This window comes from Limnohabitans sp. 2KL-27, assembly GCF_001269345.1.
Lineage (GTDB): Bacteria > Pseudomonadota > Gammaproteobacteria > Burkholderiales > Burkholderiaceae_C > Limnohabitans_A.
The window spans coordinates 1,077,924-1,095,395 of record NZ_CXOP01000002.1 but is presented as its reverse complement, the minus strand read 5'-3'; the positions used below and the strand labels follow the sequence as shown (position 1 = coordinate 1,095,395).

The window sequence follows — 17,472 nt, the reverse complement described above, 5'->3', positions numbered from 1 at the left end:
GGGGCCTGCTCCGGCTTTTTTTGTGGGCGGATCGAATCGGTTTACTTCAGATCGCCCGCCAAGCTGGCCAAGGTATCGGCTGCAATTTCAATGTGCGAGGGGTAATGCGTGTGGTCGCAGCCCATCTTGACCCCAGCGCCCGCCTTCACGGCCGCACACATGGCCGGCTTGAGTTCAAAGCGCACAAAGTGCACGGCCGAGGTTTTTTCTTCGGTCTCGCGGTCCAGGTCTTCGTCGGCAATCGCATACACGCGGCCATGTCCTTCGACCTCGACAAACATCCTGTCTTCCACGCCAATCAGCTTGGCCAGCTCGCGCTTGCGTTCGTTGATATCGGTGTACTCGATCATCATGGTGGCTTTCCAGTTGCTGCCGTCCGGCACCAGCGGGGCATAGGCCTCGATCTCTTGCAGGATGCCCTCTTCTTCGAAAACTTTTTCGATGCGCAGCATCTCCTGAATCTGGTAGCGGATGGTGGTCTCGCTCTCAAACTGCATGTTGATGTGCTCTCCCAGCTGCACGCTGCGCAGCTTGCGGTGGGCGATCACATCGGGCTTGTGGACTTTGCGCCACTTGGTGTAGGCCTCCAAAGACATCAGGGTCTCGGGCGTGATTTTTCCGGTCAGTTGCATGGCAGTGTTCCTTATTTGAGACCGTAGGCTTTGCGCACCAAGGTCAAGGGGTGGTTCAGTTCGGGGGCGCCCAGGCCATTGACCTCAAAGCCTTGGGCAATGTGGTGGCCGCCCAGAGGGCAGTCGGAGCTGATGAAGTCGGGCTTGGAGCCGTCCTTCATGGTGGCCATGGCCTTGAACACGGGCTTGCCGATTTTCATCGCCATCTCGTGTGAGCCTTTTTTCACGCCGTAGGTGCCGGCATGGCCCGAGCAGCGCTCGATGGTATTGATCTCGGTGTCCGGGATCATCTTGAGCATTTCCTCGGTCTTCTTGCCGATGTTCTGCACCCGGCCGTGGCAAGGAATCTGGTAACTCACGTTGCCAAGTTTTTGCGGGAATTCGGTTTTGAGCAAGCCATCGCGCTTGCGGGCCATGAAGTACTCGAACGGGTCCCACATCGCGTCCTTGACCAACTGGGTGTCGGCGCAGTCGGGGAACATCAGCGGGATTTCTTGCTTGAACATCAAGGCGCAACTGGGCACTGCCGCCATGATGGCGTAGCCGTCTTTGGCGTATTGGGCCAACACCGGGATGTTGGCTTCTTTAGACTGCTTGACCGAGTCCAGATCACCCAACTCCAGCTTGGGCATACCGCAGCACTTTTCTTTCTCGACCAGCACATAGGGAATGGTGTTGTGGTCGAGGATTTTGAGCAAATCGTGGCCGATGCCAGGCTCGTTGTAATTGATGTAGCACGTGGAATAGATCGCCACTTTGCCGGGTGTTTTCTCGCCATCCACGACTGTGACCGACTGGGCATCCGGGGCGCTGGAGCGAAACTTTTGCGTGGCCAAGGAGGGCAACCAGGCGTTTTTGTCCACGCCCGCCACGCTTTCCATGATGCTGCGCGCGGCTTCGGTCTTGTTGATGGCATTGATCGCCTGCACCACGATCGGGATGCCCGCAAAAGAGCCGTGCGTGTCGGTCGAGGCCAGAAACTTTTCAGCCGCGCCCACTTCGCCTTTTTTGAACTTGATGGCCTTGGCCCGCAGCATGGTGTGCGGGAAATCCAGGTTCCACTCGTGGGGCGGTGTGTAGGGGCACTTGGTCATGTAGCACAGGTCGCACATGAAGCACTGGTCCACCACTTTCCAGTAGTCCTTCTTGTCAACCCCATCGACTTCCATGGTGCTGCTTTCGTCCACCAGGTCGAACAAGGTGGGGAAAGAATTGCACAAACTCACACAGCGGCGGCAGCCATGGCAGATGTCAAAAATGCGCTCGAGTTCATCGAAGCATTTTTCTTCGTTGTAGAAGTCAGGGCTCTCCCAGCCGAGGGCGTGTCGTGTGGGGGCTTCGAGGTTGCCTTCTTTGGCCATGTTGTGCTCCTTGGGGATATTTATGGGGTTTTCCTGAGGACTCTGCGCACAGAGCCCTGAGAAAAACCCGCTGCCCCTTGCGGTGCAGCGGGCTGACCAAGCTGGGGAATCAATCCACCAGTTCGTTCAAGGCTTTCTGGTAACGGTTGGCGTGTGAACGCTCAGCCTTGGCCAGGGTCTCGAACCAGTCGGCGACTTCGTCAAAACCCTCTTCGCGAGCGGTCTTGGCCATGCCAGGGTACATGTCGGTGTACTCGTGGGTTTCGCCAGCCACAGCCGAAGCCAGGTTGTCACGTGTCGAGCCGATGGGCATGCCGGTGGCTGGATCGCCGGATTGCTCCAGGAATTCCAGGTGACCGTGGGCGTGGCCTGTTTCACCTTCAGCGGTGGAACGGAACAGGGCTGCCACGTCGTTCTGACCTTCAACGTCAGCTTTGTTCGCGAAGTACAAATAGCGACGGTTGGCCTGGGATTCGCCAGCGAAGGCGTCCTTCAGGCATTGTTCCGTGCGCGAGCCTTTGAGTGCTGCCATGGATATCTCCTTGTGGGTTTTGAGTCGATTGCCCTGGCAGGATCGCCAGAGACGCCGTAGGTTAACCTTGTACCGTCCAGTCTGCCCAATAGATTGATGCAATGGCATCGATTGGCCATCGCTATTGAACTATTCATTTGATTAATATCAACTAATTACAAATCTCCCCTTTCTTTGGCAGGCCTGAAAGCTCGGCACAAACCCGAGCACCGGCCCAGGCAGGACCATGAGAAAGGCTCAAGGGCTGGGTAAAATCATGGTTTTGGGACCTGACAGGGTCCCGCACGGCGTCCGCTGAGCTGCCGTTTTCTTATTGAAAAGACCCTCCCCATGAGCAACGCCCCCGCCACAGTGGCCCATCAGCCCGGCCTTGAGAGCCTGTCCAAATCCTTCGAGCCTGCTGCACTGGAAGCCCATTGGGGCCCCGAATGGGAAAAACGCGGTTACGGCGTGGCCGGTTTCAGGGGCACGGGCGCCGCGTCTGCGGATGCACCCGCGTTTGCCATCCAGCTACCGCCGCCCAACGTGACGGGCACGCTGCACATGGGCCATGCCTTCAACCAGACCATCATGGACTCGTTGACGCGCTACCACCGCATGCTGGGCCACAACACCGCCTGGATTCCAGGCACCGACCACGCGGGCATTGCCACCCAGATCGTGGTGGAGCGCCAGCTGCAAGCCCAAGGCATCAGCCGCCACGACATGGGCCCCACCCCCGCCGAAGCCCGCAAGAACTTTGTGAGCAAGGTCTGGGAATGGAAAGAAGAATCGGGCAGCACCATCACGCGCCAGATGCGCCGCATGGGCGACAGCGTGGATTGGAGCCGCGAATACTTCACGATGGACCCCAAGCTGTCCAAAACCGTGACCGAAACCTTTGTGCGGCTCTATGAGCAAGGCCTGATCTACCGTGGCAAGCGCCTGGTCAACTGGGACCCAGTGCTGCAAAGCGCGGTGTCCGACCTGGAAGTCGAAAGCGCCGAAGAAGACGGCTCGATGTGGCACATCCGCTATGACTTGGCCGATGGCAGCGGTAGCCTCACGGTGGCCACCACCCGGCCCGAAACCCTGCTGGGCGACGTGGCCGTGATGGTGCACCCCGAAGACGAACGCTACCAACACCTCATCGGCAAGCAAGTAAACCTGCCTTTGTGTGATCGCACCATCCCCGTGATCGCCGACGACTACGTGGACAAAGACTTTGGCACCGGCGTCGTCAAGGTCACGCCCGCGCACGACACCAACGACTACCAAGTCGGCCAGCGCCACCAGCTGGAGATGATCTGCGTGCTCAATCTGGACGCGACCATCAACCACAACGCCCCTGGAAAATACCGGGGTCTGGACCGCTTCGTGGCCCGCAAGGCCGTGGTGGCCGACCTCGAAGCCGCTGGCGCCTTGGTGGAAGTCAAAAAACACAAGCTCATGGTGCCCCGCTGTGCCCGCACCGGCCAGGTGATTGAGCCCATGCTGACCGACCAGTGGTTTGTGGCCATGAACCAAGTGGGCCAAGGCGACACGACCGGCAAGAGCATTGCCCAAAAAGCCATCGACGCCGTGCAGTCCGGCCAAGTGAGCTTTGTGCCCGAAAACTGGGTCAACACCTACAACCAGTGGATGAACAACATCCAGGACTGGTGCATCTCGCGCCAACTGTGGTGGGGCCATCAGATTCCCGCTTGGTACGACGAAGACGGCAAGGTCTACGTGGCCCGCAACGAAGCCGAAGCGCAGGCCCAAGCACCCGGTAAAACGTTGAAGCGCGACGAAGACGTGTTGGACACTTGGTACTCATCGGCCCTCGTGCCTTTCAGCACCATGGGCTGGGGCAACAACGAAAACACAAACAACGCAGCTGGCGAGCGTGCCGGAGCCGGACGCAGCGACATGGCGAGCGAAGCGAGTGGGAGCAAGACCGGTTCCGGCACGCTCGCCAGCGGAACCGACAACAACAGCCAAAGCGATTACGACCTCTACCTGCCCTCCAGCGTGCTGGTGACCGGCTACGACATCATCTTCTTCTGGGTCGCCCGGATGATCATGATGACCACCCACTTCACCGGCAAAGTGCCCTTCAAGCATGTCTACATCCACGGCCTGGTGCTCGATGCCCAAGGCAAGAAGATGAGCAAGTCCGAAGGCAATGTGCTCGACCCCGTGGACCTGATCGACGGCATCACGCTCGAGCCCCTGCTGGAAAAGCGCACCCAAGGCCTGCGCAAACCCGAGACCGCGCCCAAGGTGCGCAAACAAACTGAAAAAGAATTCCCCGAGGGCATTCCGGCCTACGGCGCCGACGCCCTGCGCTTCACCTTTGCGGCGCTGGCGTCTTTGGGGCGCAGCATCAACTTTGACAGCAAGCGCTGCGAGGGCTACCGCAACTTCTGCAACAAGCTGTGGAACGCCACCCGCTTTGTGCTGATGAACTGCGAGGCCCAAGACTGTGGCTTGAAAAAGCACACCAAAGCCGAATGCCAACCGGGTGGTCCGGCCCATGGCTACTTGGACTTCAGTCAAGCCGACCGCTGGATCAGCTCCCAGCTGCAGCGCGTTGAGGCCGATGTGGCCAAAGGTTTTGCAGAGTACCGCTTGGACAACGTGGCCAACACGATTTATGACTTCGTCTGGAATGAGTTCTGCGACTGGTACCTCGAAATCGCCAAGGTGCAAATCAACACGGGCAACGACGCGCAACAACGCGCCACCCGCCGCACTCTGATCCGCACCCTAGAGACCATCATGCGCTTGGCGCACCCCATCATCCCCTTCATCACCGAAGAGCTCTGGCAAAAAGTATCCGTGGTGGCGGGCCTTCCGGGTGAGTCGGTCAGCATCGCGGCCTACCCCGTGAGCCAGCCTGAGCGCATCGACGAACAAGCCGAAGCCCATGTGGCCAAGCTCAAAACCCTGGTGGACGCCTGCCGAAACCTGCGCGGCGAGATGAATGTCTCGCCCGCCACCCGCATGCCCCTGTATGTGCTGGGCGACACCGCCTTCATGCACAGCGTGGCACCAGTCCTGCAGTCACTGGCCAAACTCAGCGAGGTCAAGGTGTTTGACACCGAAGCCGAATGGATTGCTGCCGCACAAGCCGCGCCGGTGGCCGTGGTGGGTGAAGCACGCCTGTGCCTCTTCATCGAAGTGGATGCGGCGGCCGAAAAAATCCGCCTGACCAAGGAAGCCGCACGCTTGGAAGGCGAAATCACCAAGGCCAATGCCAAGCTCGGCAACGAGGCCTTTGTGGCCAAAGCCCCACAAGCCGTGCTCGACGAAACCAAAAAGCGCGTGGCCGACTTCGGTGCCACACTCGATAAAATTCGCCAGCAACTGCAACGCTTGGGCTGATCGCCTGCACACCAAGGACACCCCCATGAGCCACAACGTCATCCGCAAAGCCGTCTTCCCGGTGGCCGGTCTGGGCACACGCTTTTTGCCGGCCACCAAAGCCGCGCCCAAAGAGATGCTGCCCGTGGTGGACAAGCCGCTGATCCAGTACGCGGTGGAAGAAGCCTATGCGGCGGGGGTACGCCACATGATTTTTGTGACGGGCCGAAGCAAGCGCGCCATCGAAGACCATTTCGACACCGCTTACGAGCTTGAAACCGAACTCGAAGCCGCGCACAAGGATGAATTGCTGGCTTTGGTGCGCTCGGTACAACCGGACGACATGGTCTGTGCCTATGTGCGCCAAAACCGCATGCTCGGCCTGGGCCACGCGGTGCTGTGCGCCGAGCCCCTGGTGGGCAATGAGCCCTTTGCCGTGCTGCTGGCCGATGACCTGATGGTCAACCAAGGCCCCTCCATCTTGACCCAAATGGTCGAGGCTTACACCAAGCAAGGCCGCTCGGTCTTGGCGGTGCAAGAAGTGCCGCTCGACCAAGTCAAACGCTATGGCATCGTGGCCGGTGAGCCTGCGGGCAAGCAGCTCATCCGTGTCGAGCAAATCGTGGAAAAACCCAGCCCGGACAAAGCCCCTTCGCGCATGGGCGTGGCTGGCCGCTATATCCTCACGCCAGGCGTTTTTGAAGAGATCCGCAACCAACCCACGGGCGTTGGGGGCGAAATCCAGCTCACCGATGCGATTGCCCGTCTGATGCAGCGCGAAGCGGTGTACGCCTTTCAGTACGAGGGCAAGCGCTACGACTGCGGCAGCAAGGAAGGCTTTCTGCAAGCTACGGTGGAGCTGGCTTTGCAGCACCCGCAGGTGGGTGCGTCGTTCCGCGACTACCTCAAAAGCTTGAACCTCTGAGACTGCGCGAGGTCTTGTCAGCGGCGTTTGAGTGCGAAGACAAACGCCGTTTCGGTCTTTTCCTGCATCAGCAAATCGTTGCCGGTCTGCCGGGCAAAGGCCTCAAAGTCCCGCCAAGCACCCGGGTCGGTCGCCGTCACTTTGAGCACCTGACCGCTGCTCATCTCGTTCAGGGCCTTTTTGGCTTTCAAAATGGGCAAGGGGCAATTCAGGCCGCTGGTGTCAATTTCCTTGTCGATGTGCATCATGTGTCCTGATTTGATTCTTGGCTTTGGGCGGCACGCTCTTCCCAAGTCATGAACTTGGGCTCGATCCCGATGGTGCGCAACCAATCGCCCAAGGCGTAGCCAGTCCCTGCGGGCCAGCAGATCAAATCCTTGAAGTCAAACATCTTGTGCTCGGCCAACTCGGGCGACAAACGCACCTCGCCTTCGGCCACCGCATGGTAGGCAATGATCACCTGGTTCATGCGCTGGAAGTCGTAAACACCAATCAACTTGAGGGCTGACACCTTGAGGTTGGTTTCTTCGGCAATCTCACGCGTGATGCCTTCTTCGGGCGTTTCGCCCGCTTCCATGAAGCCGGTGATCAGCGCAAAACGCCTGCCGGGCCATGCGGCATTGCGGGCCAACAAAATCTGATCGCCCACCTGCACAATGCCTGCCAGCACGGGCGTGGGGTTGTTCCAGTGGGTGAAGTCGCAGGCGGTGCAACGCAGGCGCATCGTTTCGCCCCCGTCTTCCATTTGCGAAAGCCAGGCCAGAGGACTGGCACACATGGGGCAAAAGCGGTATTCAGCCATGAAGCCTCCGGTCAGGCGGGGAAAACGCCCGTGGACAAATAACGGTCACCGCGGTCGCAGACGATGAACACGATGGTGGCGTTTTGTGCCGTCTTGGCCACTTGCTGGGCCACCCAGCAAGCGCCTGCAGCCGAGATGCCAGCAAAGATGCCTTCGGTCCGCGCCATCTGGCGGCAGGTTTCCTCGGCGTCGTTTTGGCTCACGTAAATCAGCTCATCCACCTGGCTGGGGTCGTAAATTTTGGGCAGGTATTCCTCCGGCCATTTGCGGATGCCCGGAATGCGCGAGCCCTCACTGGGTTGAGCGCCAATGATGCGGATGGCCGGGTTCTTTTCTTTCAAAAACCGCGACACGCCCGTGATGGTGCCGGTGGTGCCCATGGCACTCACAAAGTGCGTGATGCGCCCACCCGTCTGCTCCCAAATCTCTGGGCCAGTGGTTTCGTAATGGATGCGCGGGTTGTCGGCGTTGGCAAACTGGTCCAGGATGCGACCCTTGCCTTGCGCGGCCATGTTGTCGGCGAGGTCTCTTGCGTATTCCATGCCGCCGCTCTTGGGCGTGAGGATCAGCTCGGCACCAAACGCCTTCATGGTCTGTGCGCGTTCAATGGACAGGTCCTCCGGCATGATCAACACCATGCGGTAACCCTTGATGGCTGCGGCCATCGCCAACGCAATGCCGGTGTTGCCGGATGTGGCCTCGATCAGGGTGTCACCCGGCTTGATTTCCCCGCGCTCTTCGGCCCGGCGAATCATCGACAAGGCAGGACGGTCCTTCACAGAACCCGCCGGGTTGTTGCCCTCGAGCTTGCCCAGGATCACATTGCCACGCGCAGCCATGTCGGCGGCCCCCAAGCGCTGCAAAGCCACCACAGGTGTTTTGCCGATCGCATCTTCAATGGTTGGATAAATCATCCCAATAATGTGCCATAATTCGGGTCTTCACAAATACCGCCCGGGTGGTGAAATTGGTAGACTCAGGGGACTCAAAATCCCCCGCCGCAAGGCGTGCCGGTTCGAGTCCGGCCCCGGGCACCATCAGCGGAAACCCACTAACCATGCGGGTTCCAAGCGAACTAAGGCCAACCCTCACAGGTTGGCCTTTTTCTTTGGTGGTCTCCATGTATGCCGTATGTATGCCGTATCCCCTTCAATCGGCACTTGCTGGCGCTGGTCTAGTAGGTCAGGTGTAGGTGAAATCTCGGGTGTGCACGGCACCCTAGAGTTGGGTGGTGGTCATGTGTCAGTCCTGACCTGAAAGTTTGATGGTGTGGCTTTGGGTGCAGTGGTCAAAATTCCAGTTCAAGCAGACCCCACCGGGAGGGCACCCCCCTAAACAGGGAAATGGAGTCCCTGTCTGATACGAATACTGTTTTGGACAAACGATGGCCTGTTGGCTCCAAAGCTACAACCTACGCAACCTCAGCCGCACTGTTTGAAGACCCCCGTCATTGTTCGCAAGTCGGCCCCCGGGGGGTATAAAAATTCTGAATATGCCTGTAGTCAGATCCGATAAAACATTGGTGCATTTACTTTTGAGTTGATCAAACGCCCCATCAGATGTTTTGCAAAGTCATGCTCATCGATGGGTTCCTCTTGTAAAGCTTGCATGGCTTGTTCAAATTGACCAAGCTCGCGATGCAGCTCTGCTCGAGTCTCGTTGTCATTACGAAGTTCTTCTTCGTGCAAACGAAGCAAAGCTTTGAGGTTGTCGCTTTGCATTTCGCTCAGTTCATAAAGCGGGTAACTAAAGGGCTGGTTTACCGTCTCCACATATTGAGGAGGCTGTGCTTTGCAGATACGTTGCCACCAAGAACGTTGATCCGGGTTTGCGGATATCCAGGCGGCCTTTTTCGAATCGTTATGGGCGCGATACAGCACGCGGTAAGGGTGATTCAAGAGTTGCCAATAATCGAGTCGAGCGGCCAATTCAATTTCGGATGTTCTTGCTTGAGCGATGGCAACAGGCAAGTACGTATCGGCAACATGCGCGGTATGAGGAGCGTTCGTCTCCTCGACCTGCTCGATGAATTCCATTTCTTTAACTAGGTAGAAGGCACCGCAGAGGCACTGACGTAGCCCGTGATCATTAGGCATTAAGGTGCCCTCCCGATAGCCATCGGTCCAATACTCCCATGCACTGAAGTTCATGGAACGGTAATTCAAGGTTCTGTAGATTGCTCCGCAGCAGGGAGCAGCGCAAAGGTTGTATCCGGCGATGGTGGTCATAAGCCAATTTGTTTGTGTTCTGGTTTTGCTTTTTTGACCACCACTTTGGGGGCTTTCTTCCTTGTTGACCTGATTACGAAGTCAACAAAAAATCATCACATCACTGACGAAAATTTCCGCAGTCTCCAATGACGATATCAAGCAAAAGTAGACTAACAAGCGCCCTGCTCACGACATCTGCGCCGTGAGACAGATAAACATCGAACCGCAGAAGCTCTTATGTTGGACTTGTACTCCATACACCTTCTTTTTTCCGACATGTTGTCTGATGGGGAGCATTCTTCGGCAACCGAGGAACTGTTCATCCATTCCAACTCCTTTTCCAACACAACTTTCTGTGCAATCCAAAAATCTCTAGGGTTAGACCTTTCCCTCCAAGAATTGATCATTCCATCAGGTTCACATGTAGCCATGTTTAAACGGAGTACATAGTCACGAGCGAACGCCGAGGACGATGCCATAAGCAAAATCACCACCGCTATTTTTAAAAGCCTCATGGGTCTTCAATCTTGAAAATTTTTTGGATCAGTTTATTAGTCTACCGCGTCTCTCCTACTATCAAAATTCAATCCCTCGCCCAAGGATTCCAAAAATTGCGCAAACCTAACGTGTGAACGCAGCTTGCTGTTTATTCAAACATTCCAAGAATTTCCCCAATAGCGATGGCAGTTTTCAGTCGGAGCCTGATTTCTTGACGCGTGAGTCTTTTGGCCCTTGTTTCGCGACCATGCAAAGTGTTCGCCATGGCGATACGGTCAATACCTTCTTGAGTCCTCGGACCACCACGTGCACCATGCATGCGGCAAACAGTAAAGCCCATGACTGCCGGATTCTTGCATTGCTGCTTTGAATGCTTGGCGCAGGCCGTGCATCGCAAGGCAGGGTTACCAAACGACAGGGTGGTGAGGATTGGTTTTTTCATATGCTCGGCCTCTTTCGGGGTGGGATTGACGAAATTCGCACATAACCTCAAGCAAGGGAGTGGTCAAAGGTTGCCGCAACTGGCAGGGCGAATATGGCTAGAAACCCCGGGCAGCGTTGCAATAACGTTATCAGGTCTGTCGCAATTTGTATGCTTGACTTGGTTGGTGATAACTGAGCAGCGTTGGCGTTGGCACACCATCGCTTCGTGTAGTGAACACACTCCAAACAGACCACGCGGTCGTCACTCTCACGATCACGGCGCACCAGTCTGTCGGCTACGGCCTCGGCAGCACCCCAGCCACGAGCGAGAAAAAGATTGTTCCGCCTATTGAAAACATCGATCTCTTGCCCGTTCATCGCTGGGCCGTTCGGCCAACACCAGCGGTCGGGGTTGCTTATCGGAAACACCTTTGCGGTCGTTGTGCCTTCACTTTTTGAAGAGGCCCCCATTGCGACAGTTGTGACAGTTGCGACACTTGGGGTTTGCCGCCCTGTTTTTTGCCCGCTGACACCATCTTTTGTGCCAACTGTCGCAATAGTCGCAACTGTCGCAAGCCCCCATGTTTTTTTTCTGAGTGCAAAACTCATGGCGCACCCTCCAAAACTTCCCGGCGAATCTGGATGTATTTTTGCCGCCCAGCCTTGATGATGCGCGCTCGGCCTAGGTCTGCCAGTTCTTCAAGCGCGGCATTGATGTCTTGTTTGTCTCGCACCGGGCTAAGCCTTTGAGCATTGCGCGTGCTGATCTTGTCGGTGTCGGTGCCTTTCAAATACTGAAGTGCCCATTCCTCGAGTCGGGCTGCATCTGACATGTTCTTCGGCTGGCTCATCTGGCCAAAGAATCTCAGGCTTTCGTTAAGGTGCCACTTCGCCACGTCACAGGCGTTTTCCATGGTGGTGCCGTCGATGGCCCCTGTCGTACCATTGAAAACATGAAACAGAGCGGCAAGTCGGGCGGCGTTGTCAGCGGTCTTGCTCGCAATATCGCGTATGTCACGCAGTTCGCCGCCCTCGGCCAAAGCCGCCTCTGTGTCGTTGTAATAAGCCTCCCAAACCGCTTTGGCTTCGCCACTTAGGTGAATCATGGCCTTGTCGTGGTCTTTAGTCACCGGGCGGTTGAGAATCTGCCGAATCCGTCCATTAAAGTGGTTCAGTGAGTCGAACCCGGTTGGCTGTTTGAATTGCCGGGTGCCTTGGGTGGATGCTGGCCAAGCCAACAGGCAGCGCGCAAAGAACCCCGTGCCTCTTGCCAAATCGCCAGTGCTTTTGATGAACTCGCGCAGGGTGGATTCTTGAACTTGCAAGCCAATGGTCAGCCGTGCGCCTTCGATAAAGGTGTCACCCCGGCCACGTCGATGCTGGCGGATGGTTTCTCCGGACCACAAAACATTCAGAGTGGCCAAGTGCCTCATGGCGCTGTCGCCCATGGCGTGCCCCCCTAGGATGGCTCCCGCCTCGGCGCTCATCACCCCCCCGGATTTCCAAGAACTCAGGCCATCAATCAAAGCCTCAGGGGTGGCATCTCCGTAAACAAGACGGGGAACTTTTGGCGGCTTGGGTTCTTTGATCTGATGGGCCAATAACTGACGTTTCAGGTCTGAGGTGTCTTGTCCTTCTTTGGCTTCGCGCTTGATAGCGGATTCAATCCCGGACTTCTCGGCGGCCCAAGCTGATCGTGAAGCTTCAAAAGCGGCCAGTTCAGGCTTGGCGGCTTCAAGTTGTTCAGCGTCATAGTCGCGCAGGGCCTTGGAAAAGTAACCATCACAGGAAGACTTACGCTCGCCACTTTCAGCAATGGCCAGCATGAACAACCCGGTCGGACCATGCAGTGACTTGGCGCGCTCCACGTCATAGAAAGTTTGGACAGCAAGGCTCACGCTCGATAAGGCGCTCAGGGCGATCAATGCGGTCGGCGCTTGAACAAAATCCTCGACCTCGCGCACTGCCTCGCGAATCAGGGGCGGCAGCGCCTCGGTGGGGTAGGGCATCGTCCCCAGCTTGGCTTGTAAGGGTTGCAGTTCAGGCCAAGCGTGTGCGGCTTTGGCGTAGGCGACCTGCAACTCGTAGTTGTCGGTGACTTCATCGGGCGGCATGGGCAAGAGATAGGCCAAAGCTTCTTTTTCAGAAATGAGGCGGTCCATTTCGGCCGTGACTTTGGGGTAAGCGTTCATGGGTAAGTTTCTCGAATTAGGTTGATACGTTGGGCGGCGGTTTGTAGCCGCGCAAGGTCATCTGATGTCAGTCGATTCCCATAGGCCAAATTTGATGCAGCAATGGCGGCTAGGTTCGCTTCGACTGCTAAAACACTGAGGGCTTCGCGGGTGCTGAACGGCTTGTGTGTTGCTGGCGCTGAGGTCCGGTCGTCATCCATCCATGCACCAAGTGAACGGGCAGCGGTAACAAAATCGGCCCCGGTGGACTGCATCTCGTAGGCAAGGACATCGCCTCCCTTTTGGCCGCACGACATACAAACCCACGCACCGGATTCAAGATTGATGCGTAATGTTGTTCGGCCCCCATGGAAGTGGCAAGTAGTTGTGCGCCACTTACCACGGCCTTGGAGAATCAATCCGGCGTTTTCAAAATAAGAATTCGGCTCAGGGAGCGCTTGGCGGTCGAAGCTCATCACGCCCACCTTGGCTTTGTGGTCAATCGCGCTTTAGAGTCTGCAAAGTCCCAGCGCACGGAGATGCCGACGAAACCGAAGTAGCCCGTTTGCAGGTCTGGATTTAGCTTGTACCAAGCCTGATTTTCTTTACCCTGAATTTTTGTGTCGAAGGTTTGGCGCTCGCCATCAGCGACGACTGTCACCGGCGGAAAAAGTCCGATTCCCGAAATCGAGTGTTGGAATTTTTGGATGGGGCTGAAGTCATCGATTCTCATGGTGCCACCCCCATGACGGCCTTGATTTGGCTAACAGGCCACTGCAAGCGTCCGTTGACTCGCAGGCACTTCACGGCCCCATCATTTTTTATGGCCCACATCCTGAGCGTTTGTTCTGCACGGTTCAGGTGATAAGCGGCCTCGTTGGTTGGCAATGCGGCGCGTTTTTCGCGCTCCAGCGGTATTGGTTGAAAAGTCTTTGCAGCCATTGAAAACCCCTAAGGTTTGTTGCGATGCTGCAATTAAAAATCTCAGTTTTCCCGCCGAGACGTTCCTTTATTGCTGATTTCCCGCCGAGACGTACCAAAGCCAGTATTCATGCGGGTTTGCAAGGTTTGTTTTTTTCGGATTCCTCTTGCAAAGCAGCATTGCAAGCTCTGTAATGCAGCCGCACCATGTGAACAATGTCATCTTTGAGCGTTTTTCCGATGACAAGCGGACGCACTATTGGGCCAATAATTTTTGCGAAGTCAGACACTCTAGTTTGACCGGTTGTGTGTCCTTTGAAAATCCGCCTTTGGAGAGGGGAATTGCAGTCAAGCATTTCTTCACAATACGTCAAGACTTTGTGAAAAGCCTTTGAGCGTTTTGAAAGCATGTGGATGCCACGACCCCCTTGATCGGCTAAATTTTCGTAGACCAGAAATTGATAATTTTGATTTTCGAGTTTGAAAAAACCAGAATTTAATGGCGTGACTTCTTTTCGTTTTGCGCGTGGCATGTGCGGCCCCTTCAAGGCACCCTTCAAAAGTGAGGTGCCCCAGGAGGTCGGCGAAGGTTTCCGACTTTTCGGCCCGGGTTGCAATCGGGCCTAGCTGGGGCAAAAAACGGTCAGGCGGCGATCAATGAATTACGCCGCCACCCTTGCTGATATGTGCACCACGCTGGCGCTGGTCTCGGTCAAATGTCGGTGCAGTGTGTCTAAAGCTTCCAGCTTTTCGGGTTCGTAGTCGTGCCCGTCGTAGCTGGCAGCTTGCACCCCCTTCACGCCATGGCTCAGCAGGTGCCCTCGAATCTCTTGGCTCACACGCAAACTGGCCAGTGTCGTCTCTACCCCGGACCGGAGGCGCTTGGCTTGAAACTGCCCCACGGGTTCGCCCAAGTCCTGCCATTCGATGCCTGAGGCGGCGGCTTTGGCCCACTCAGCGAAGGCTTTGGCGCTGATTGGAGTTTTGCCACCTGTCACCGATAGCGGGAAATCACCCCCGGCGTTCAACGCCAGCAGTTCGGCCATGGCGGTACGGGCGGCGGCATTCAGTGGCACGGTGTGCAGTCTTGCCCCACGGCCTGCCCTGCCCTTCGCGTCCAGCAGCGTGAAAGCCCCGGGCTTGACGTTGGACCGGACCAACAAACGCAGTTGCTCGATGCGCTGTCCACCTGTCAGCAGGTGAAGGCGGAGGGCGGCACCTTGGACCCCGGGTAGCTTTTCGATGGCTTGCCAATACTGGCGCAGGTGTGCTGGCTTCAAAGGGTTCTTGTCGGTCTCCAACTTGATGGCTACGGTCTCAGCGGCGGGATTATGTTTGACCTCGAAAGCTTTGAAGTGAACGGGCACTTCATGGTCCAGCTTGGCGGTGCGGGCCATCTCAAAGGCGGCGCGTGTGTAGCTACGCACCTTTCCAGCAGTCCGGCTCTTGTCGGCTTCACTAAGGCCACGGAGCAGATCGGCCACTTGTTCAGCGGTCACTTTGTTGGCGGGTGTGTTGGCAAGTTCTGGCCAGCCTTCCACCAGATGCAGGCGCATCATGGCCCGGACCTTTGCGTGTGAGGTCTTGCCTTGACGCTCCAACTCGTTGGCATAAGCGGCCATCAAGTTAGCAAAGGTGTAATGGGCGGCGCGGTCCTGTTCGGCTCGGGCGGCGGCTTTGGCTGCTTGCTTTTCACGGGCAATCTGGCGCGGGTCATCGCCCTTATCCAGTGTCACGGCCAAACGGCGAGCCTCTTTTTGAGCATCAGCAATTGACCACGCAGACACAGCCCCAATGGTCACACGCAGGCTTTGCCCGTTGACTTTGCGTTGGTACACGTAAGACTTGGACCCGGCGGCGGTCACGCGAACCTGCAAGCCGTTGACCTCAGCGCAGCGCATGAATGCCTGTTGCTTTCCATCAGGGCAGCGCAGGCGATCGATACTGTCCACCGTCAGGCGTTGGTTTTTGCTCAGGTCTGGCGCTATCGTCTTGGGTGTTCTTGCCATGATGTTGATACTCCATGTATGCGCCATGTATGCCGTGTATGCCGATTTAGACGAATATCAACCAACATGCGATACTGATATTGCATACAGTATTTTTACGCAAGCTGTTGATTTTTATAGAGTATATCAACAACCATCAACATTTCAAGATAAATACATCAGGGGACTCAAAATCCCCCGCCGCAAGGCGTGCCGGTTCGAGTCCGGCCCCGGGCACCAGACCAAAGCCGCAAGTTCCAGAAACTTGCGGCTTTTTTCTTTGGTTTTTCAGATCAATCGATCCCCGCACTCCAGCGATCGTTCCAATTGCGCTCGATTTGCCTGCGGTCACGTTTGGTCGGGCGGCCTTGTTCGATGCTGAGCGCGGGCTCGCGGGCCAGGCGGTGTTGCTCGGCAGCTTTTTGGCGGGCCTCGATGCTTTCCGGGGTTTCTGTGTACAGCAGCTGCGCCACCGGAGCGGGGCCACGCACGCCGCTCAAGGCCTGCACAATGACCGTGCGCACCACAGGGCCTTGGCGCAGACACACCGTGTCGCCGGGCTTGACTTCTTTGGAGGGTTTGGCATCTTGGCCGTTGACCTGCACACGACTCTTGCCAATTTCATCGCTGGCCAGGCTGCGGGTTTTGTAAAAACGGGCCGCCCACAACCATTTGTCGATGCGCAAGGAAGTCATCGCGCCACCGAAAACAGAGCGCCTTGCGGACTCAAACCGTCACGTACATGCGGGTAATGCAAGCGGACTTTCAATTCTTTTTTCATGCGGGTGTTGTCCAGACGTCGGGACTCGCTCATGAAGCTCAGCAGCATCAGGGGCAGCGCCGTGTTGGCATCGAGGCGCGATATCCGAGGCGGTTTGGGCAAGCCATACAGGCTGGCGGCCAGGTCGAAGTAATCGCCCATTTTGAGGTCGGTGTCGTCGGTGACGTTGACCACGCGCTGGGGCTTGCCACGCCACAAAGCGGCGGCGCAGGCGCGGGCCAGATCGTCGGCGTGGATGTGGTTGGTGTACACATCCTCCTTGGCCACCAACACGGGCGTGCCCTTGATCAAGCGCTCACGCGGTGTGCCGCCGTCGCGGTCAGGGGCGTAAATGCCCGGGATGCGCAGCACACTGACGCGCACCCCGCTGCGACCCAAAAAACGCATCAGGTTTTCGGCATCGACCCGGCGCTGAGCGCGGGGGGTGTGCGGGTTCGCGGTCCGGGTTTCATCCACCCTCCGGCCACCGCAGTCGCCATAAACGCCGGTGGTGGACCCATAAACCAGGGCATGCGGTGGTGAGCGCAAGCGCAGCGCTTGCACCAAGGCCAAACTGCGCGGGTCGCGCTCAGACGCCCCCCTGCGATCGGTTGGCGGTGGCGCCAAGTGAATGACCCGGTGCGCGATGCCTGCCAAGCGCTTCAGACTGGCCGCATCGTCGAGGTTGCCAAGCAAGGGGGTGATGCCACAGGCCCGCAGCAAACGCACCCGCTCGGGCGATGAGGTCAAGGCCATCAAGCGCACCCGTTGGCTTTGCGGCGCCCCCAATTGACCCGCCGTGCGCAGCCCCACATCGCCACAGCCCACGATCAAAACACGCTGACGGCGAAAGCGGGCGGGCAGTGCGCCCAAAGGGGTTTGGTTTGAAGGCAAAATCAGGGGTTCCGGGTCATATTCACGC

At 57.2% G+C, this 17,472-nt stretch carries 19 protein-coding genes and 1 tRNA gene; 3 read left to right on the top strand and 17 right to left on the bottom strand.

Going from position 1 to position 17,472, the window contains the following annotated elements:
* Window positions 1–41 precede the first annotated feature (41 nt).
* From LHAB_RS08080 to LHAB_RS08070, 3 genes are all read right to left on the bottom strand, one after another.
* Window positions 42–632, bottom strand: coding sequence for a DUF3501 family protein (locus LHAB_RS08080; RefSeq protein ID WP_090045263.1), 591 nt, complete (start codon window positions 630–632; stop codon window positions 42–44).
* 11 nt (window positions 633–643) lie between these two features.
* Window positions 644–1,993: a (Fe-S)-binding protein gene (locus tag LHAB_RS08075; protein WP_090045262.1), complete on the bottom strand. Its 1,350-nt coding sequence runs from the start codon at window positions 1,991–1,993 to the stop codon at window positions 644–646.
* A gap of 109 nt (window positions 1,994–2,102) precedes the next feature.
* Window positions 2,103–2,525 (bottom strand): rubrerythrin family protein, encoded by a 423-nt coding sequence (locus tag LHAB_RS08070; RefSeq protein WP_089953128.1) that lies wholly within the window; start codon window positions 2,523–2,525, stop codon window positions 2,103–2,105.
* A gap of 330 nt (window positions 2,526–2,855) precedes the next feature.
* Here LHAB_RS08070 and LHAB_RS08065 point away from each other — a divergent pair, with 330 nt between their 5' ends.
* A complete protein-coding gene (locus LHAB_RS08065) occupies window positions 2,856–5,873 on the top strand; it encodes a valine--tRNA ligase (protein ID WP_090045260.1) in 3,018 nt (1,005 codons plus the stop codon).
* Window positions 5,874–5,898: 25 nt separating this feature from the next.
* Window positions 5,899–6,777: a UTP--glucose-1-phosphate uridylyltransferase GalU gene (galU, locus tag LHAB_RS08060; RefSeq protein WP_090045259.1), complete on the top strand. Its 879-nt coding sequence runs from the start codon at window positions 5,899–5,901 to the stop codon at window positions 6,775–6,777.
* Window positions 6,778–6,794: 17 nt separating this feature from the next.
* On the opposite strand, the gene LHAB_RS08055 is transcribed toward galU, so the two are convergent.
* Genes LHAB_RS08055 through cysM form a run of 3 tightly spaced genes read right to left on the bottom strand, consistent with a single transcriptional unit; the run spans window position 6,795 to window position 8,493 of the window.
* On the bottom strand, window positions 6,795–7,022 hold the full coding sequence (locus tag LHAB_RS08055; protein ID WP_194943213.1) for a sulfurtransferase TusA family protein: 228 nt from the start codon (window positions 7,020–7,022) through the stop codon (window positions 6,795–6,797).
* The gene (locus LHAB_RS08050) at window positions 7,022–7,579 is read right to left on the bottom strand and encodes an NUDIX domain-containing protein (RefSeq protein WP_090045257.1); all 558 of its coding nucleotides are present in this window, start codon (window positions 7,577–7,579) and stop codon (window positions 7,022–7,024) included. Before LHAB_RS08050 ends, LHAB_RS08055 begins: the two co-directional genes overlap by 1 nt.
* A gap of 11 nt (window positions 7,580–7,590) precedes the next feature.
* Window positions 7,591–8,493, bottom strand: a complete 903-nt coding sequence (gene cysM, locus LHAB_RS08045) for a cysteine synthase CysM (protein ID WP_090045256.1) — start codon at window positions 8,491–8,493, stop codon at window positions 7,591–7,593.
* Window positions 8,494–8,531: 38 nt separating this feature from the next.
* Between cysM and LHAB_RS08040 the strand changes: the two genes are divergently transcribed.
* Window positions 8,532–8,616 (top strand) — tRNA-Leu (locus LHAB_RS08040).
* Between the two features lie 465 nt (window positions 8,617–9,081).
* On the opposite strand, the gene LHAB_RS08035 is transcribed toward LHAB_RS08040, so the two are convergent.
* The 11 genes from LHAB_RS08035 to LHAB_RS08000 all read right to left on the bottom strand — a co-directional run bounded on the left by LHAB_RS08035 (window position 9,082) and on the right by LHAB_RS08000 (window position 17,444).
* The gene (locus tag LHAB_RS08035) at window positions 9,082–9,807 is read right to left on the bottom strand and encodes a hypothetical protein (protein ID WP_194943130.1); all 726 of its coding nucleotides are present in this window, start codon (window positions 9,805–9,807) and stop codon (window positions 9,082–9,084) included.
* Window positions 9,808–10,435: 628 nt separating this feature from the next.
* A complete protein-coding gene (locus tag LHAB_RS14655) occupies window positions 10,436–10,729 on the bottom strand; it encodes a hypothetical protein (protein ID WP_194943129.1) in 294 nt (97 codons plus the stop codon).
* Window positions 10,730–10,776: 47 nt separating this feature from the next.
* Window positions 10,777–11,319, bottom strand: coding sequence for a hypothetical protein (locus tag LHAB_RS14650; RefSeq protein WP_194943128.1), 543 nt, complete (start codon window positions 11,317–11,319; stop codon window positions 10,777–10,779).
* Window positions 11,316–12,674 (bottom strand): YfjI family protein, encoded by a 1,359-nt coding sequence (locus LHAB_RS08030; RefSeq protein ID WP_194943127.1) that lies wholly within the window; start codon window positions 12,672–12,674, stop codon window positions 11,316–11,318. The genes LHAB_RS14650 and LHAB_RS08030 overlap by 4 nt, the downstream gene beginning before the upstream one ends.
* A 224-nt stretch (window positions 12,675–12,898) precedes the next feature.
* Complete coding sequence (locus tag LHAB_RS08025) at window positions 12,899–13,357, bottom strand: CHC2 zinc finger domain-containing protein (RefSeq protein ID WP_090045251.1); 459 nt, start codon at window positions 13,355–13,357, stop codon at window positions 12,899–12,901.
* Window positions 13,357–13,614: a hypothetical protein gene (locus LHAB_RS08020; protein WP_090045249.1), complete on the bottom strand. Its 258-nt coding sequence runs from the start codon at window positions 13,612–13,614 to the stop codon at window positions 13,357–13,359. The genes LHAB_RS08025 and LHAB_RS08020 overlap by 1 nt, the downstream gene beginning before the upstream one ends.
* Complete coding sequence (locus tag LHAB_RS08015; RefSeq protein WP_090045248.1) at window positions 13,611–13,823, bottom strand: hypothetical protein; 213 nt, start codon at window positions 13,821–13,823, stop codon at window positions 13,611–13,613. The genes LHAB_RS08020 and LHAB_RS08015 overlap by 4 nt, the downstream gene beginning before the upstream one ends.
* A gap of 107 nt (window positions 13,824–13,930) precedes the next feature.
* The gene (locus LHAB_RS14645) at window positions 13,931–14,335 is read right to left on the bottom strand and encodes a hypothetical protein (RefSeq protein ID WP_194943126.1); all 405 of its coding nucleotides are present in this window, start codon (window positions 14,333–14,335) and stop codon (window positions 13,931–13,933) included.
* 129 nt (window positions 14,336–14,464) lie between these two features.
* Window positions 14,465–15,811 (bottom strand): tyrosine-type recombinase/integrase, encoded by a 1,347-nt coding sequence (locus LHAB_RS08010; protein WP_194943125.1) that lies wholly within the window; start codon window positions 15,809–15,811, stop codon window positions 14,465–14,467.
* Window positions 15,812–16,083: 272 nt separating this feature from the next.
* Complete coding sequence (locus LHAB_RS08005) at window positions 16,084–16,485, bottom strand: RNA-binding S4 domain-containing protein (RefSeq protein ID WP_090045246.1); 402 nt, start codon at window positions 16,483–16,485, stop codon at window positions 16,084–16,086.
* Window positions 16,482–17,444, bottom strand: a complete 963-nt coding sequence (locus LHAB_RS08000; protein ID WP_090045245.1) for an SDR family oxidoreductase — start codon at window positions 17,442–17,444, stop codon at window positions 16,482–16,484. Before LHAB_RS08000 ends, LHAB_RS08005 begins: the two co-directional genes overlap by 4 nt.
* Window positions 17,445–17,472: the final 28 nt, after the last annotated feature.

Excerpts from the sequence above, each read along its gene's own strand:
- LHAB_RS08080 (WP_090045263.1), bottom strand. The coding sequence starts at position 632 with ATGCAACTGACCGGAAAAATCACGCCCGAGACCCTGATGTCTTTGGAG.
- LHAB_RS08075 (WP_090045262.1), bottom strand. The coding sequence starts at position 1,993 with ATGGCCAAAGAAGGCAACCTCGAAGCCCCCACACGACACGCCCTCGGC.
- LHAB_RS08070 (WP_089953128.1), bottom strand. The coding sequence starts at position 2,525 with ATGGCAGCACTCAAAGGCTCGCGCACGGAACAATGCCTGAAGGACGCC.
- LHAB_RS08065 (WP_090045260.1), top strand. The coding sequence starts at position 2,856 with ATGAGCAACGCCCCCGCCACAGTGGCCCATCAGCCCGGCCTTGAGAGC.
- galU (WP_090045259.1), top strand. The coding sequence starts at position 5,899 with ATGAGCCACAACGTCATCCGCAAAGCCGTCTTCCCGGTGGCCGGTCTG.
- LHAB_RS08055 (WP_194943213.1), bottom strand. The coding sequence starts at position 7,022 with ATGCACATCGACAAGGAAATTGACACCAGCGGCCTGAATTGCCCCTTG.
- LHAB_RS08050 (WP_090045257.1), bottom strand. The coding sequence starts at position 7,579 with ATGGCTGAATACCGCTTTTGCCCCATGTGTGCCAGTCCTCTGGCCTGG.
- cysM (WP_090045256.1), bottom strand. The coding sequence starts at position 8,493 with ATGATTTATCCAACCATTGAAGATGCGATCGGCAAAACACCTGTGGTG.
- LHAB_RS08035 (WP_194943130.1), bottom strand. The coding sequence starts at position 9,807 with ATGACCACCATCGCCGGATACAACCTTTGCGCTGCTCCCTGCTGCGGA.
- LHAB_RS14655 (WP_194943129.1), bottom strand. The coding sequence starts at position 10,729 with ATGAAAAAACCAATCCTCACCACCCTGTCGTTTGGTAACCCTGCCTTG.
- LHAB_RS14650 (WP_194943128.1), bottom strand. The coding sequence starts at position 11,319 with ATGAGTTTTGCACTCAGAAAAAAAACATGGGGGCTTGCGACAGTTGCG.
- LHAB_RS08025 (WP_090045251.1), bottom strand. The coding sequence starts at position 13,357 with ATGAGCTTCGACCGCCAAGCGCTCCCTGAGCCGAATTCTTATTTTGAA.
- LHAB_RS08020 (WP_090045249.1), bottom strand. The coding sequence starts at position 13,614 with ATGAGAATCGATGACTTCAGCCCCATCCAAAAATTCCAACACTCGATT.
- LHAB_RS08015 (WP_090045248.1), bottom strand. The coding sequence starts at position 13,823 with ATGGCTGCAAAGACTTTTCAACCAATACCGCTGGAGCGCGAAAAACGC.
- LHAB_RS14645 (WP_194943126.1), bottom strand. The coding sequence starts at position 14,335 with ATGCCACGCGCAAAACGAAAAGAAGTCACGCCATTAAATTCTGGTTTT.
- LHAB_RS08010 (WP_194943125.1), bottom strand. The coding sequence starts at position 15,811 with ATGGCAAGAACACCCAAGACGATAGCGCCAGACCTGAGCAAAAACCAA.
- LHAB_RS08005 (WP_090045246.1), bottom strand. The coding sequence starts at position 16,485 with ATGACTTCCTTGCGCATCGACAAATGGTTGTGGGCGGCCCGTTTTTAC.